Raw genomic sequence first — 16,819 nt, 5'->3', positions numbered from 1 at the left:
CGCCGCGTTACCTGTCATCGCTGCCCGGTAGGTTTTTTCTGCCGCAGATGTTAGGGGTAAGGTGGTGTAATATATACCCGTCATACTTCAAGTTGCAGGTGCGTTGGCTGCGTTCAGTCACCCGAATCACTTACCTGAGTAAGCTCATCGGGACTCCTTCTCTTGCCGCGTTACGAGACTCATAAATGAGCCTCGCCCTAAAGGGCCAGCGCAAGCGCTGTTCAAAACGTAAACGTTTTGTCCTGCAACTCGAATTATTTAGGGTATAACAAACATCCATATTTTCCGTCGCTGATGAGTGGCTGTCAGCATCCAACCCGCAGGGTCATGCTTTTTAGATTGAAATGATGATGAGTGAAGAGATCGAACTGAAGTTTATTGTGCACCCAGACATGGCGGCTACCCTGCCGCGCAAACTGACCGCCTGGCAAACTGACTACAGCCACAGCGAGCATCTGGAAGGGCGGCTGCTTAGCAACACCTATTATGAAACGGCGGATAACACGCTGCGTCAGTTCGGTATGGGGCTGCGTGTGCGCGGTGAAAACGGCCAGCACGAAATGACGCTGAAAACCGCTGGTACGGTGATCGGCGGGCTGCATCAGCATCCTGAATACAATGTGCCGCTGGCGAATGCCAATCTGGATATCCGGTTGCTACCCGCAGACGTCTGGCCGCCAGAATGCGATGTTGAAGCACTTGCTCAGGCGCTGTATCCGCTGTTTAGCACCCATTTTCAGCGTGAGCAGTGGGTTATCGCTTATCACCAAAGTTTGATTGAGATTACCTTCGATCAGGGGGAAGTTGCCGCTGGTGAATTGAGTGAGCCCATTTTGGAATTGGAGATGGAATTGAAAGCCGGGCAAACCGATGATTTGCTGGCGCTGTCGCAAGAGCTGGCGGAGTGGGGCGGAATGCGCCAGGGCAGCCTGAGCAAAGCTGCCCGCGGTTATCATCTGGCTCAAGGTGCGGTGCCGCGCGAATGTCGGGCGCTACGTATGCTGACGCTGCCTGCAAAGAGCACTATCGATCAGGCGATTGGCGCTGCGCTGGAGCATGCGCTGGCCCACTCGCAATATCATGAAGAGCTGTGGGCTCGCGGTGAACGCAAAGCGCGTTTGCAATTGCTGGAACCCGGTGCGTTGATGCGTGAAATGCTGGTGCTGGTGGGCGGCGCGGTGCCGCGCAAAGTGACCACGCTGTTCCGCGCGGCGCTCACCCATCTGGAAGAGCAGGTCGCACGTGAAACGGATGCTGAGAAGGTGTGTTATGACGCCAACTATCTGAACAGTAAGTTAGTGCTCACTTCATGGTTGGTTAACAGCAGTTGGCGTGAACATATGGATAACAAAAGCCGTATGCGCCTAATGGGCTCGTATAAACGCTTTTGTGACGTGATGCTGGATCGCTCCATGGCGGAATTGCGCTCCGTATTTAGTCACCCTCTGGATGCGGATCACTACCAGCAGCAGTTGGCGCGTTTGCAACGCAACATCAATGCGTTCCTGCTGCTCTCCAGTGCCTATCCGGAAACCACCGTCGAATCCTTTATCGCGCAGTGGCGTGCGGTAGAGCACGGTATCAAGCATCTTCCCGCTTCGGGCGTGGACAGCGTGCTGGAAAATACGCGCCGTCAGGCGGTGGAACAAACGCCGTATTGGTTAAGCAGCGCCAGCGTGTAACGTATTATTGCTTCCCGGAGTGCCGGGATTATCAGGGAGTTGCCATGTCGAATTCGCCATTCTCCTCTGCGTTGCCGCCGCTGCTGGCGGAGCAGGCGCAGCGTGTGTTATCCCGCCTGCAAGAGAGCATGATGCTCCCTGCGTCCATCGCGCCAGAGGATCTGGCGGTGCTGGCTTCCAGTGACTTTGTCAGCGAGGCGCTGGCGCGCTATCCCGATTGGTGGGAGGCATTGAATCAGCAACCGCCGCAGCCGAATGAGTGGCAGCATTATGGGCAATGGTTGGCACAAGCGCTGGAGGCGGTGAGCGATGAGGCGACGCTGATGCGCGTGCTGCGCGAGTTTTGTCGCCGGATGCTGGTACGTATTGCCTGGTCGCAATCACTCGCCACCAGCACCACGCCGCAAACGCTGCGTCAACTGAGCGAATTGGCTGAGACATTGATTGTGGCGGCGCGCGGTTGGTTGTATGACGCCTGCTGCCGCGAGTGGGGCACGCCCTGTAATGCGCAAGGGGAGCCGCAGCCGCTGCTGATATTGGGCATGGGCAAGCTGGGGGGCGGTGAACTGAACTTCTCCTCTGATATCGACCTGATATTTGTCTATCCGGAAAACGGCCAAACGCGCGGGGGACGGGCGCGAATTGGATAATGCGCAATTCTTTACCCGGCTGGGGCAGCGCCTGATCAAAGCGCTGGATCAGATGACAGTGGACGGCTTTGTCTACCGTGTCGATATGCGTTTACGCCCGTTTGGCGACAGCGGTCCACTGGTGCTCAGCTTTGCTGCGATGGAAGAGTATTATCAGGAGCAGGGGAGCGATTGGGAGCGCTACGCCATGGTGAAAGCGCGTTTGATGGGCGGCATGGAAGATGCCTACAGTCAGGAACTGCGCGCGTTGCTGCGTCCGTTTGTGTTCCCCCGTTATATCGATTTCAGTGTGATCCAATCACTGCGTAACATGAAGAGCATGATTGCCCGCGAAGTACGGCGACGCGATCTGCGTAACAACATCAAGCTGGGCGCGGGTGGTATTCGCGAAATTGAGTTTATCACCCAGGTTTTCCAACTGATTCGCGGTGGACGTGAACCAGGATTGCAAGGCCGGGAACTGCTGCCGACGTTGCAGCACACCGGTAGTTTGGGACCGCTCTCGCCGCAGCAGGTGGACGAACTGAGCAATGCCTATCTGTTTTTACGGCGGCTGGAAAACCTGTTGCAAGCGATTGCCGATGAGCAGACGCAAACCTTGCCGCAAGAATCGCTGAATCAGCAGCGTCTGGCGTGGGGCATGGGGTTTGACGGCTGGGAAGCGTTAAACGATGCCTTACAAAACCATATGCTGTCGGTGCGCCGGGTGTTTAACGACCTGATTGGCGATGATGCGCAGGACGGGCAGGATGCGCCGGAGTGCAGCGGTTACAACAGCGTATGGCTGGACGCGCCCGATGAGGTGGATATGGGGGCGTTAATGCCTCACCTCAGCGAAGGGGCACGTAACGAGCTACTGCGCGCCATTACCGATTTTCGTCATGATTTGGTCAAACGTACCATTGGCCCACGCGGACGTGACGTGCTCGATCATCTTATACCGCTGCTGCTGGCCGAAGTGTGTGCTCACCAGCAGGCTGAGCTTATTTTGCCACGCCTGACACCGTTGTTGCTCGGTATCGTGACGCGCACCACCTATCTGGAACTGCTGCTGGAATCGCGCCCTGCGTTGATTCAATTGGTCCGTCTGTGTGCTGCCTCGCCGATGGTGGCAAGCCAGTTGGCGCGTTATCCGCTGCTGCTGGATGAATTGCTCGATCCGGCGACGCTCTACCACCCGCTGGCGCCGGAAGCCTATCACGATGAACTGCGCCAATACCTGATGCGCGTGCCTGAGGAAGACGAAGAGCAGCAACTGGAAGAGGTGAGGCAGTTCAAACAGGCGCAGCAGTTGCGCATTGCCGCTGGCGACATTGCAGGCGTGATGCCGGTGATGAAAGTGAGCGATCACTTAACCTATCTGGTAGAAGCCATCATCGCCGCCGTAGTGCAGCAAGCCTGAACGCAGATGGTAGCGCGCTATGGGCAACCGACGCACCTGCACCAGCGCGAAGGACGCGGCTTTGCGGTGATTGGTTATGGCAAATTGGGCGGTTGGGAACTGGGCTACAGCTCCGATCTCGATCTGGTGTTCCTGCTGGACTGCCCGGATGAGGTAGTAACCGACGGTGAGCGCAGTATCGATGGCCGCCAGTTCTATCTCCGTCTGGCGCAGCGTGTGATGCACCTGTTCAGTACGCGCATCTCCTCGGGCATTCTGTACGAAGTCGATGCTCGCCTGCGCCCGTATGGGGCGGCGGGAATGCTGGTCAGCACCGTCGGGGCTTTCGGCGATTATCAACAACATGAAGCCTGGACCTGGGAACATCAGGCGCTGGTGCGTGCGCGCATGGTCTACGGTGAGCGTGGCGTACAGGCGCAGTTTGAGGCGATACGGCGTCAGATTTTATGTCAGGAACGCGAGCCGGAGACGCTGCGTGCAAAAGTGCGCGAAATGCGCGAGAAGATGCGTCAGCATTTGGCCAATAAAGACCCCGCTCTGTTTGATCTGAAAACCGATGAGGGCGGTATCACCGATATCGAATTTATCGTGCAGTATCTGGTACTGCGTTATGCGGCACAGGAGCCACGCCTGACGCGCTGGCCTGATAACGTGCGCATTCTGGAGCTGATGGCCCAGTGCGGCGTGATGGACGAGGTAGAAGCGCGGGCTTTGACGTTGGCGTACATCACCCTGCGCGGTGCGTTGCATCATTTGGCGTTGCAGGAACAGTCGGCGCGTGTAAGCGCTGAAAGCTTTTTGACCGAGCGTCAACAGGTGAAAACCAGCTGGGAGATATGGCTGGGTGCCGGGGCGTAGTAGGCAACGAATGTTGTTTCGAAGGGCTGCGGGGGCTGTGCTATTATCGCGGCCAACTGTATGACAAAAAACATCTTGGAGTAGGTGCATGAAAGTTTCATTACCTGATTTTCGTCAGGCTGGCGTGCTGGTGGTAGGGGATGTGATGCTGGATCGCTACTGGTACGGTCCTACCAGCCGTATTTCGCCAGAAGCGCCTGTACCGGTAGTCAAAGTCGATACCATTGAAGAACGTCCCGGCGGTGCGGCCAACGTGGCCATGAACATTGCGGCGCTGGGTGCCAACTCCCGTCTGGTCGGGTTGACGGGCATCGATGATGCCGCACGCGCACTGAGCGCCAAACTGAGCGATGTGAACGTCAAGTACGATTTTGTTTCCGTCCCGACGCACCCTACCATCACCAAACTGCGTGTGTTGTCGCGCAACCAGCAGTTGATTCGCCTGGATTTCGAAGAAGGTTTTGACGGCGTTGATCCGCAGCCGATGTTGGAATGCATTGCGCAGTCGTTGCCGAAAATCGGCGCGCTGGTGCTGTCAGACTACGCGAAGGGCGCTCTGGCTCATGTGCAGGCGATGATTCAAACCGCCAATGCGGCGGGTGTGCCGGTACTTATTGACCCAAAAGGGACCGATTTCGCGCGCTATCGCGGTGCCACCTTGCTGACCCCGAACCTGTCCGAGTTTGAAGCGATTGCCGGACGCAGCAAAACCGAAGAAGAACTGGTAGCGCGTGGCGAGAAAATGATTGCCGATTTTGATCTTTCCGCACTGCTGATCACCCGTTCCGAACAGGGTATGACGCTGCTTCAGCCGGGCAAAGCGCCGCTGAATCTGCCGACACCGGCTCAGGAAGTCTACGATGTGACCGGTGCGGGCGATACCGTGATTGGCGTATTGGCAGCGGCGCTGGCGGCGGGAAATTCACTGGAAGATGCCTGTTTCCTGGCGAACGCCGCAGCGGGTGTGGTGGTGGGCAAGCTGGGAACCTCTACCGTCACGCCTATCGAGCTGGAAAATGCCATTCGTGGTCGCGCTGACAGCGGTTTTGGTGCGATGGATGAAGCGCAACTGAAAGCGGCTGTCGCGCAGGCGCGCCTGCGCGGTGAAAAAATTGTCATGACCAACGGCGTGTTCGATATTCTACATGCCGGTCACGTCTCTTATCTGGCGAACGCACGCAGGCTGGGCGATCGCTTGATTGTGGCGGTGAACAGCGATGACTCCACCAGCCGCTTGAAAGGCCCCACGCGTCCGGTCAATGCCCTGGCGCAACGTATGGCAGTGTTAAGCGCCCTCGGCGCGGTGGATTGGGTGGTGCCGTTTGAAGAGGATACCCCGCAGCGCCTGATTGCTGGCATTTTGCCGGATATTCTGGTCAAAGGCGGTGACTACAAGCCGGAAGATATCGCAGGCAGTAAAGAGGTGTGGGCCAACGGAGGTGACGTCCAGGTGATGAACTTTGAAGATGGCTATTCTACCACTAACATTATTAGTGCCATCAAAGCCAATACGCCGCGATAAACCAAAAGAGTACGGGTAACCATCCAGTGACAGTTGAACATCTGACATCGCGTGTGGCCGAGCTGCACGCGCAATTGCGCCACCATGAATATAAATATCATGTTGAAGATGCGCCGGAAATTCCTGACGTGGAATATGACCGCCTGATGAATGAGCTCAAGGCGATCGAAGCGGAACATCCTGAACTGATTACGCCAGATTCGCCCACGCAGCGCGTTGGCGCGGCCCCCCTGTCGGCGTTCAAGTCCGTGCGCCATGAGGTGCCGATGCTGTCGTTGGATAACGTATTCGATGATGAAAGCTATCTGGCGTTTTACAAACGCGTGCAGGATCGCTTGAAAAGCGGTGAGGAACTGAACTTCTGTTGTGAGCTGAAGCTCGATGGTTTGGCGGTAAGCCTACTGTATGAAAACGGCCTGCTGATGCAGGCCGCCACGCGCGGCGATGGCACGACAGGGGAAAACATTACCGCCAATATCCGTACTATCGGTGCCATTCCGCTGCGGTTGCACGGTGATAACATCCCTACGCGCGTTGAAGTGCGTGGCGAAGTGTTTATGAAACACCGTGGCTTTGAAAAGATGAATGATGAAGCGCGGCGAACTGGTGCCAAGATTTTTGCCAATCCGCGCAATGCGGCGGCGGGGTCGTTGCGTCAGCTCGATCCGCGCATTACGGCCAAACGTCCCCTGACGTTCTTCTGTTATGGCGTTGGCCTGTTGGAAGGCGGAACCTTGCCAGCCAGCCATCTGGCACGCCTGAAGCAATTTAAAGCCTGGGGATTGCCGGTTAGCGATCGTATTCGTTTGTGCACTGGCAGTGCAGGCGTGCTGGCATTTTATCGTCAGGTGGAGCAAGAGCGCGCTACGCTCGGCTTCGATATAGACGGCGTGGTGGTCAAAGTTGACGACTTGGCATTGCAAGAGCGGCTCGGGTTTGTGGCGCGCGCGCCGCGCTGGGCGGTGGCCTTTAAATTCCCGGCGCAGGAACAACTGACCTGGCTGCACGGCGTTGATTTTCAGGTAGGGCGCACTGGTGCCATTACGCCAGTGGCACGCCTTGAGCCGGTTGCCGTTGCCGGGGTGATGGTGAGCAATGCCACCTTGCATAACCGCGATGAGATTGAACGTCTCGGCATACAGATAGGCGATCGCGTTATCGTGCGTCGCGCAGGCGATGTTATTCCGCAGATCGTTGGGGTAGTGGAAGCAGAACGTCCTGCGGATGCGCGTGCTATCGACTTTCCTGAGCAATGTCCGGTGTGCGGTTCCGAGGTGGAGCGCGTCGACGGTGAGGCGGTGACGCGCTGCACTGGCGGGTTGATCTGCGGCGCACAGCGTAAGGAAGCGTTAAAGCACTTTGTTTCCCGTCGTGCGCTGGACGTAGAAGGTATGGGTGACAAGGTTATCGACCAACTGGTGGAAAAAGAGTACGTCAAAACCCCCGCCGACCTGTTCAAACTTACCGCTGGCATTCTGACTGGGCTGGATCGTATGGGGCCGAAGTCGGCGCAGAATCTGGTCAATGCGCTGGAAAAAGCCAAATCCACCACCTTTACCCGTTTCCTGTTTGCGCTGGGTATCCGTGACGTAGGGGAGGCGACCGCAGGCAACCTGGCACAGCATTTTGCCACCCTGGATAACCTGCTAGCGGCGGATGAAGAAGCGCTGCTGGAAGTGGCGGATGTGGGGCCTATCGTGGCGAAGCATGTGCGCCATTTCTTGCAAGAAGCGCACAACCAGCAAGTGATTCGCGAGCTTATCAATCCTGAAGGCATCAATATCCATTGGCCTGACATCGAAAGGGTGGATGTTGCGACGCTCGATAACCCGTTTGCCGGTAAGACCATTGTGCTGACGGGGTCGTTGAGCCAGCTATCCCGTGATGAAGCCAAGGATCGCCTGACGGCGCTGGGCGCGAAAGTGAGCGGCAGCGTGTCCAAGAAAACCGATATGGTGATTGCCGGGGAAGCCGCGGGCTCCAAGCTGGCCAAAGCACAAGAGTTGAATATCCCGGTGATTGATGAAGCTGAGATGATCCGCCTGCTCGGAGCCTAACCGATGGAAAAAGAGGATTTGATCGCCATCGCCACCCAACAAATGCCGTTTGGCAAGTATCAGGGCCGTGTACTGATCGATTTGCCTGAGGAGTATTTGCTGTGGTTTGCCCGCAAGGATGCGTTTCCCAAAGGGCGACTGGGCGATTTGATGCAACTGACGCTGACCATCAAGATTGAAGGGCTGCAAGGGTTGGTGACGCCGCTCAAGCAGCGTTAAAAGCAGCACCGCGAATGCGTGTGGCTGAACGGCTACACGTAGATGTTGATTTTATTCTCTTCGGTCGGCTTGTTAACGCCTTCCTCTTGAGCCGTAGACGTGGATGCCGCCTGCTGCTGTTTACTCTCCGATGACTCATTCTGCAACCGGGCGATTTGGGCCTGTCGGGTGATGAAAAAACCGCCTTTATCGAAATGGCGGCGGCCAGCGGCTTGGAGCGAGTGCCATCCGCGCAGCGTAATCCGCTGCTGATCACCAGTTATGGTACGGGCGAGTTGATTCGCAGCGCGCTGGACCATGGGGTAAAACACTGCATTATCGGTATTGGCGGCAGCGCCACCAATGACGGCGGCGCGGGCATGGCGCAGGCGTTAGGGGCAAAACTGCTGGATGCGCAGGGTGAGTCGATCGGTTTTGGCGGCGGTGCGCTGGATACGCTTACACGTGTTGACGCCAGCGAACTGGATCAACGCATTAAAAGTTGCCGTTTTGAAGTGGCGTGCGATGTGACGAACCCGCTGACCGGTAAGCTGGGGGCTTCTGCGGTGTTCGGATCGCAAAAAGGGGCGACCCCGGCGATGATTGTGCAGTTAGATAACGCCCTCAAGCACTACGCTGAGGTGATCCGTCACAGCCTGGATATCGATGTGGATCAGGTGCCGGGCTCTGGGGCGGCCGGTGGCATGGGGGCTGCGTTATTGGCCTTCTGAGGTGCGGAACTGCGTCAGGGTATTGAGATTGTCACCGAAGCGCTGGGACTGGATGAACTGGTGCGGGATGCGTCGCTGGTGATCACCGGTGAAGGGCGCATCGATAGCCAGACGGTGCACGGTAAAGTGCCGATTGGCGTGGCGCGCGTGGCGAAGCGTTACAACAAACCGGTGGTCGGGATTGCGGGCAGCCTGACAGCGGATGTGGACGTGGTGCACGAACACGGCCTGGATGCAGTATTCAGCGTGCTTTACAACATCTGTTCTCTGGAGGAAGCGTTGGACAACGCGGCAGCCAACGTGCGCATGACGGCACGTAACGTCGCGGCAACCATCAAGCTGGCGCAAACGCTCCAATAATGCTCTCTTTGCCGATTTTTTCTGGCGGCTCCTTTCTTCGTCGTCCCCGCGCTGGTGCCGGGGGCGACGCGTCATCAAAGATCCAAAATCCATTCATTTTTCTGTCACTGACGCTAACACCCTCTGTGCTATTGAACTTGAAGCACTAAGATTCAGGTCTATCGACAATATCTGACTTTACAGCCCATTCAGTGAGGGAAAATGAATAAACTTATCGGTCTACTTCTGACGATGGCAGCCGTATTGTCTGGCTGCTCATCATCAAGCACACAGCAGTCGAACAGGCACATCTACATTGTTCACGGATACGGCGCTTCACCGTCAGAGCATTGGTTCGCGTGGTTGAAAAGCGAGATGGAGAAAACGGGAGCCACGGTGTCGATCATTGATTTACCCACCCCTGACGATCCCCAGCCGCAGGCGTGGCAGCGGGCCCTCGAGACACAGGTGACATCGCTGGATAACAACACCTATTTTGTCGCGCACAGCCTTGGCAGCATTACGCTGTTGAGGTTCCTTGAAAAACACCCGGCCAACGCTCCCATCGGTGGCTATATTCTGGTTTCCGGCTTCAATGAGCGCCTGTCGACGCTTCCGCAGCTCGACCGCTTCATAAAACCTGATATTGATTATGGCAAGCTGGTGCAGAGGGCAAGCACCCGGGTTGTCATCGCTGCACCTGATGATAACGTGGTGCCTTACCGATTCAGTCAGGCGTTGGCGAAATCCCTCGACGCCAGGTTCATTACGGTTGAGCAGGGTAACCACTTTCTGGCAAGTGATGGCTTTACCGAATTTCCTCTGGTGCTGGCCGAGCTAAAAAAGGTCGTCGCCGCATCAGGGCGGTGAGCCATGGGCGTCAGCCGAGCTGCGCAGCCCGTCGTACATTGGCGATTTCGTCGAGCAACTACAACCATTCCGGCTCCAGTTCAAGCACGTCCGTTCCCTTACGCAGTGCGGTTTCCAGCGTGTAACACAGTTGCTTCAAGCGTGGCACGCCGCTGTAGCCGCAACTGCCGTGCAGTTTATGAATCAGCGGCAGTGTGTCTGCCACCGGGTGGCCCGCCAACAGTGTTTCGATGTGTTGCTGTACGTCGGGCAGGGAATCCAGCAGCATTTGCAGCAGATCGCGCCAGATCGGGTTTATTCGCTGCCTGACGCGTTGCCAGCGACCAGTCGAGCGAGAGCTGGCTGTCATCATGTTCCGCCAGCAATTGCGCCATGCTGCCGTTCTCGCTCTCAATCGTTATAACCGGTTGTTGGGTATAACGCGCCAATACCGATGCCAGCATCTGCTCATCAATCGGTTTAGCCAGATAACCATCCATCCCCGCTTGCAGCAATGATTTACGCTCGTCACTCAGCGAATGGGCGCTGACCGCAATAATCGGCGTGGTAGCGTGGCGGGAAAGCTGACGGATGTGCTCGCTGGCGCGAATGCCATCCATGCCGGGCATTTGGATATCCATCAGGATGACGCCGATATCTTGCATTGCCGCCTGCGCGATAGCTTCTTCACCGCTGTCGCACAGCAGGGTGTTTTCCACCTACTCTTCCAACAGAGTACCGATCAGTTTCAGGTTGGCCGGATTGTCATCCACCGCCATCACACACAGCGGCAAGCGCGGTGTGGGCAGCGTTGCTGGTTGCGTTACTGGCAGCAACGATAGCTGCTGGATCAACAGACCTTCCTGTATTAAGGGCAACAGGCGTACCGAGGAAAGGGGTTTGCTCAGACAGGCGTGGATACCGAAGGATTTCAACTGTTCAGCATCCATTTGCGCCAGACTGGGCAAGGCCAAAATAACACAGGCTGCTTTGCGGCTCATGTCGCGCAACTGTGAGGTGTAATCCAGCAAGTTATTACGATGCCGGACGGGAACGCCGAGCAGCAAAATATCGAAATGTTGCGGCGGTAGCTGTTCAAGGGTAGGGCTAAAGTGCACCTGCAACGGCGCTTGCCCCAGAATATCTAACCCGGCTTGCGCGGCGGAGGCGTTGGCTTCCACATAGGCAATGCTGTGTCCTTGCAGCACGGAGAGATTGTTCTCTGTCATGTTGCTGTGCGGATCGCAGGTTAGCGTAATGTGGAACCAAAAGGTGGAGCCTTGGTTTACCGTGCCTTGGAAGCGAATATCGCCGCCCGTCTCTTTCACCAGCCGCTGGGTGATAACCAGCCCCAGCCCGGTGCCGCCGTGGCGGCGGGAAATGCTGGTATCTGCCTGCCGAAATGCCTGAAACAACTGTGCCTGCTGTCCTTCGGCGATGCCAATACCGGTATCTCGGATCTGAATTTCCAATTCCAGTTGTTTATGGCTTTGACGGTGGCGTTCAATGCGGATATCGATATTGCCCTTTTCGTTGAATTTGATGGCATTGCCCAGCAGGTTGGTGATCACCTGTTGCAGACGCATCGGATCGCCGATAAAACGTTCGGGTACGCTGGGCTGAATGTTGAGCGTCAGCTCTAACCCTTTCTCGTGGGCTGTGTGCGCCAAGAGCGTGATGACATCATCCAGCGTGTTATGCAGTGAGAACGGGATGTTTTCCAACACCAGTTTGCCCGCTTCTAGCTTGGAGAAATCCAGCACGTCATTGATGATGGTCAGCAGGTTGTTGGCAGAACGCTCGATAGTGCGCAAATAGCCGGTCTGGGTGGCGGTTAACGTGGTTTTCAGCGTTTGACGGGTGAAACCGATCACGCCGTTAAGCGGGGTGCGCAGCTCGTGCGACATGTTGGCTAAAAACTCGGACTTGATACGCGCGGCCTCTTGCGCCCGCTTTTTCGCCAAATCCAGCTCGACGTTCTGGATCTTCATCTGTTCCAGCGTCTCTCTCAGATCATAAGTGGCCTGATCGATGTTTTGCTGCATCTCCTCGTGGCAGGCCGTCAGGGACATCGCCATGGCGTTGATGCCGTTTTTCAGCATATCCAGCTCGCCCAGCATGCACCCTTCTGCACGACTGTCCAATTGACCGTGACGGATACGATCGACGGTATCCACCATATTGCGTATCGGCATGGTGACATCGCGCACCAGACGATAGGCGAACAGACCGGCAATCCCCATGCACAGCAGCATCAACAGCGTGGCGATAAAAGTCTCCTGATACTGTTGTAGCATGATGGAGTCGGTATCCAGCTCTAGCAACACATACCCCACGGTCGCGCCGGGGCGCTCGACCTTGCCCGCATGACGGGTGAATTCCGGGCCGATGGTGATAGGCATATGCAGTATCAGCTTGTCATCAACCTGGTGAGAATGTAGCCCTGACGGCATCGACTGTTGTTTTACCGCATCAATCAGTTGGGTAATATGGCGTGAATCGGTGCTGAACAACACCTGATGTTGTGCGTTAGTGATGATAATGGCGCGTACAATGTCGGAATGACGCCGATGCAGCATATTGATCAGCGGCTGAATCATCTCCTGCTGGTTGGCTACCATCGAATAGGCAGCGACGGCGGAAAGCGGCTCAATAATACTGGCCCCGCGCTGGCAAGCTGGTCCTGCAACTGATTGCTGCGGTGAATAACGAAGAAGGTACTGAGCAGCAACCCGATAATCAATGTCGGAGCCAGAATCAGTATCATCATGCGGGCACGCAGACTGTATTTGGTCATGAGGTTCCAATGTGGGAGAATTAGGCCCAGACGTTCAGCTTAAAGACACAATAGCAAACTATGGCGCAATTCTACTCTCCAAACCGGCGTGTGACGACCCGGCAAACCATTAACGTGACCGATCTCGATCCCTTCGGACAGGGTGTAGCGCGTCATCAAGGCAAAACAATTTTCGTGCCCGGCGTGCTGCCGGATGAGCAGGCGGAAGTCCGACTGACCGAGGATAAACGTCAGTATGCGCGCGCTGAACTTAAACGGCTGCTGACGCGCAGTGCGCAACGTGTGGAACCTCGCTGTCCGCACTTTGGCGTGTGCGGTGGCTGCCAGCAGCAGCATGCCGATGTCGCGTTGCAACAGCGCAGCAAATCGGCTGCGCTGCAAAAGCTGATGACGCGAGAAACCGGACAAACGCTGACGGATATTGGACTGATTGCGGGGCCGGCCTATGGTTACCGTCGACGTGCGCGTCTTGCGTTATACTTTTTGACGGGAGACAAACCGGCGTCAGCGGGCGGAAAAGCATCAGCCCGCGTCAAATCAGTGTCTCAACCCGCGTCGGGTTTGTGCATGGGATACCGCCAGGGGCAATCGCACGATGTGGTGGATATCGCGACCTGCACGGTGTTAGCACCGGAACTGGATGCATTGTTAACCCCACTGCGTCACTGCCTCAGCCAGTTGCAAGGGGTGAAACGGCTTGGCCATGTGGAACTGGTGCTGGCGGATAACGGTCCGCTGTTGGTGCTGCGCCATCTTGATGCCCTGAGTGCGGCGGATACCGATGCGTTGCGCGCGTTTTCCACGGTACATCAGGTGGCTATCTATCTGGCACCGGAGTCTGATGTCGTCACCCCTCTGACGGGCGACACACCGGTTTATCGTGTGAACGACATGACGCTCGCATTCAGCCCGCGCGACTTTATTCAGGTCAATGACGCGGTGAATCAGCAGATGGTGGCACAGGCGCTGGCGTGGCTGGATGTGCAGCCGCAAGACCGTATTCTGGATCTGTTTTGCGGCATGGGCAATTTCACGCTGCCGCTGGCAACGCGTGCGGCAGAGGTGGTCGGCGTCGAAGGTATGCCAGCGCTGGTGGAGAACGGACGGGAGAATGCGCGCCGTAACGGCTTGTCTAACGTCACATTTTCTCACCAAAATCTCGACGAGGATGTTGCGCAACAGTCCTGGAGTGCCCAGGGATTTGATAAGATACTGCTAGACCCGGCAAGCGCCGGGGCGGTGGAAGTGATGCCGCAAATTGTTAAACTTGCACCACAGCGTGTGGTCTATGTTTCGTGTAGCCCCACCACGTTGGCGCGGGACAGTAAAGTGCTGTTGGCCGCAGGTTACACGTTGGCGCAGGTCGCCATGTTGGATATGTTTCCTCACACCGGCCACCTTGAATCGATGGCACTGTTTTTGCAGCGTTCTGGTAAGGCGGCACGCTCTGGCAAAGCGGCATTGTAGGGAGAATTTATGGTTGCGGTAAGAAGTGCGCATTTGAATACGGACGGCGAGTTTGTGCCAGATGCCTGGATTGCATCGTTGGGCATCAATAATCAGCAGTCGTGTGAACGCTTAGCCGAGACCTGGCGCTATTGTGAACAGCACACGCAGGGGCATCCCGATGCGATGTTGCTGTTATGGCGCGGCATTGAAATGGTGGAGATCCTCTCCACCCTTAGCATGGATAACGACAGCATGCGTGCGGCGATGCTGTTCCCATTGGCTGACTCCGGCGTGGTGGATGAAGACACACTGCGAGACGCCTTTGGCAAGAATATCGTCGATTTAGTGCACGGTGTGCGCGATATGGATGCGATTCGTCAACTGAAGGCGACGCAACACGATTCCGTTGCCTCCGAGCAGGTAGACAATATTCGCCGTATGCTGCTGGCGATGGTGGAAGATTTCCGCTGCGTGGTGATCAAACTGGCGGAGCGCATTGCGCACCTGCGTGAAGTGAAAGATGCGCCGGAAGAAGAGCGCGTGCTGGCGGCCAAGGAGTGTACCAACATCTACGCGCCTTTGGCGAACCGCCTCGGTATCGGCCAGCTCAAGTGGGAGCTGGAAGATTTCTGTTTCCGTTATCTGCATCCGGATGAATACAAAAAAATCGCCAAACTGTTGCACGAGCGACGAATTGACCGTGAACAGTACATTGACGATTTTGTCAAAACCCTGCGCACCGCGATGGCGGGCGAAGGCGTCAAGGCTGAAGTCTATGGCCGACCCAAGCATATCTACAGCATCTGGCGCAAGATGCAGAAAAAATCCCTGTCGTTTGATGAATTGTTTGATGTGCGCGCCGTGCGTATTGTGGTTGAACGCTTGCAGGATTGCTATGCGGCGCTCGGTATCGTTCACACCCACTACCGTCATCTGCCCGACGAGTTCGACGACTACGTAGCAAACCCGAAACCCAATGGCTACCAGTCCATCCACACGGTGGTGTTGGGGCCGAGGGGCAAAACCCTTGAAATCCAGATTCGCACCAAACAGATGCATGAAGATGCAGAATTGGGCGTTGCTGCGCACTGGAAATACAAGGAGGGCGCGGTTGCGGGGGGACGCTCCGGTTACGAAGGGCGCATTGCCTGGCTGCGCAAGCTGCTCACCTGGCAAGAAGAGATGGCCGATTCAGACGAAATGCTGGACGAAGTGCGCAGCCAGGTGTTCGACGATCGTGTCTACGTGTTTACGCCAAAAGGCGACGTGGTCGATCTGCCGACCGGCTCTACGCCGCTGGATTTTGCCTACCACATTCATAGCGATATTGGGCATCGCTGCATCGGGGCCAAAATTGGCGGGCGCATTGTGCCCTTTACCTACCAGTTGCAGATGGGCGATCAGATTGAAATCATCACCCAGAAGCAGCCGAACCCGAGCCGCGATTGGTTGAACCCGAACCTGGGTTATATCACAACCAGCCGTGGCCGTTCCAAGATCCATAACTGGTTCCGCAAGCAAGATCGTGACAAGAATATCCTGGCAGGGCGCCAGATTCTGGATAACGAGCTGGAACATTTGGGGATCAGCCTCAAAGCGGCAGAGAAGCTGCTGCTGCCGCGCTATAACATCAACTCGCTTGATGAACTGCTGGCCGGTATTGGCGGCGGGGATATTCGCCTTAACCAGATGGTGAACTTCCTTCAGGCGCAGCTCAATCAGCCCAGCGCCGAAGAGCAGGATCGCGAAGCGCTGCGTCAGCTCACCCAGCAGAAAGCGCCACCGCAGAACAGCCGCAAAGACAGCGGTCGTATTGTGGTAGAAGGGGTTGGTAATCTGATGCATCATATCGCGCGGTGCTGCCAGCCGATCCCGGGCGATGAGATCATCGGTTTCATTACACGCGGACGTGGTATCTCTATCCACCGCGCGGACTGTGAGCAGTTGGATGATCTGCGCAGCCATGCGCCTGAGCGGATTGTCGATGCCGTCTGGGGCGAAAGCTACTCCAGCGGCTATTCGCTGACGGTGCGCGTAACCGCCAACGATCGCAGTGGGTTACTGCGTGATATCACCACCATTCTGGCGAACGAAAAGGTGAACGTGCTGGGCGTGTCCAGTCGCAGTGATACCAAACAGCAGATCGCGGTGATCGATATGGAGATCGAGATCTACAACCTTCAGGTATTGGGACGGGTGCTGGCGAAGCTCAACCAACTGCCGGATGTCATCGACGCGCGTCGCCAGCAAGGGGCATAATTTTTTACGCAGGTCCTCACTTTGTC

7 protein-coding genes and 3 pseudogenes are annotated in these 16,819 nt (G+C 56.4%); 9 read left to right on the top strand and 1 reads right to left on the bottom strand.

Annotation, left to right across the window (positions count from 1 at the left end):
• The first annotated feature begins 350 nt into the window (after positions 1-350).
• The 7 genes and pseudogenes from CS369_RS15280 (at position 351) to CS369_RS15250 (ending at position 10,309) form a co-directional block, all read left to right on the top strand.
• A complete protein-coding gene (locus tag CS369_RS15280; RefSeq protein WP_196907820.1) occupies positions 351-1,682 on the top strand; it encodes an inorganic triphosphatase in 1,332 nt (443 codons plus the stop codon).
• 44 nt (positions 1,683-1,726) lie between these two features.
• Positions 1,727-4,592 (top strand): annotated as a pseudogene (glnE, locus tag CS369_RS15275) (bifunctional [glutamate--ammonia ligase]-adenylyl-L-tyrosine phosphorylase/[glutamate--ammonia-ligase] adenylyltransferase).
• 88 nt (positions 4,593-4,680) lie between these two features.
• A complete protein-coding gene (gene hldE / locus CS369_RS15270; protein ID WP_196907781.1) occupies positions 4,681-6,114 on the top strand; it encodes a bifunctional D-glycero-beta-D-manno-heptose-7-phosphate kinase/D-glycero-beta-D-manno-heptose 1-phosphate adenylyltransferase HldE in 1,434 nt (477 codons plus the stop codon).
• A gap of 26 nt (positions 6,115-6,140) precedes the next feature.
• Complete coding sequence (ligA, locus tag CS369_RS15265; RefSeq protein WP_196907780.1) at positions 6,141-8,171, top strand: NAD-dependent DNA ligase LigA; 2,031 nt, start codon at positions 6,141-6,143, stop codon at positions 8,169-8,171.
• Between the two features lie 3 nt (positions 8,172-8,174).
• Positions 8,175-8,390, top strand: a complete 216-nt coding sequence (locus CS369_RS15260; protein WP_196907779.1) for a DUF3820 family protein — start codon at positions 8,175-8,177, stop codon at positions 8,388-8,390.
• Between the two features lie 158 nt (positions 8,391-8,548).
• Positions 8,549-9,460, top strand: a pseudogene (locus tag CS369_RS15255) (glycerate kinase); the annotation flags it as partial.
• A gap of 201 nt (positions 9,461-9,661) precedes the next feature.
• Complete coding sequence (locus CS369_RS15250) at positions 9,662-10,309, top strand: alpha/beta hydrolase (protein WP_196907778.1); 648 nt, start codon at positions 9,662-9,664, stop codon at positions 10,307-10,309.
• Positions 10,310-10,367: 58 nt separating this feature from the next.
• Here CS369_RS15250 and barA read toward each other — a convergent pair.
• A pseudogene (gene barA, locus CS369_RS15245) lies at positions 10,368-13,085 on the bottom strand (two-component sensor histidine kinase BarA).
• 60 nt (positions 13,086-13,145) lie between these two features.
• Here barA and rlmD point away from each other — a divergent pair.
• Together rlmD and relA are read left to right on the top strand one after the other, a co-directional pair.
• Positions 13,146-14,552, top strand: a complete 1,407-nt coding sequence (rlmD, locus tag CS369_RS15240; RefSeq protein WP_196907777.1) for a 23S rRNA (uracil(1939)-C(5))-methyltransferase RlmD — start codon at positions 13,146-13,148, stop codon at positions 14,550-14,552.
• 9 nt (positions 14,553-14,561) lie between these two features.
• Positions 14,562-16,793 (top strand): GTP diphosphokinase, encoded by a 2,232-nt coding sequence (gene relA / locus CS369_RS15235; RefSeq protein ID WP_196907776.1) that lies wholly within the window; start codon positions 14,562-14,564, stop codon positions 16,791-16,793.
• Positions 16,794-16,819 lie beyond the last annotated feature (26 nt).

The organism is Candidatus Symbiopectobacterium sp. 'North America', assembly GCF_015762685.1.
In the GTDB taxonomy this organism is placed as follows: Bacteria; Pseudomonadota; Gammaproteobacteria; order Enterobacterales; family Enterobacteriaceae; genus Symbiopectobacterium.
This window is presented reverse-complemented; position numbering and strand designations above follow the sequence as displayed.

What these genes read in the sequence shown, in the direction of transcription:
- relA (WP_196907776.1), top strand. Translation starts at nt 14,562, where the DNA reads ATGGTTGCGGTAAGAAGTGCGCATTTGAATACGGACGGCGAGTTTGTG.
- CS369_RS15280 (WP_196907820.1), top strand. Translation starts at nt 351, where the DNA reads ATGAGTGAAGAGATCGAACTGAAGTTTATTGTGCACCCAGACATGGCG.
- rlmD (WP_196907777.1), top strand. Translation starts at nt 13,146, where the DNA reads ATGGCGCAATTCTACTCTCCAAACCGGCGTGTGACGACCCGGCAAACC.
- CS369_RS15250 (WP_196907778.1), top strand. Translation starts at nt 9,662, where the DNA reads ATGAATAAACTTATCGGTCTACTTCTGACGATGGCAGCCGTATTGTCT.
- hldE (WP_196907781.1), top strand. Translation starts at nt 4,681, where the DNA reads ATGAAAGTTTCATTACCTGATTTTCGTCAGGCTGGCGTGCTGGTGGTA.
- CS369_RS15260 (WP_196907779.1), top strand. Translation starts at nt 8,175, where the DNA reads ATGGAAAAAGAGGATTTGATCGCCATCGCCACCCAACAAATGCCGTTT.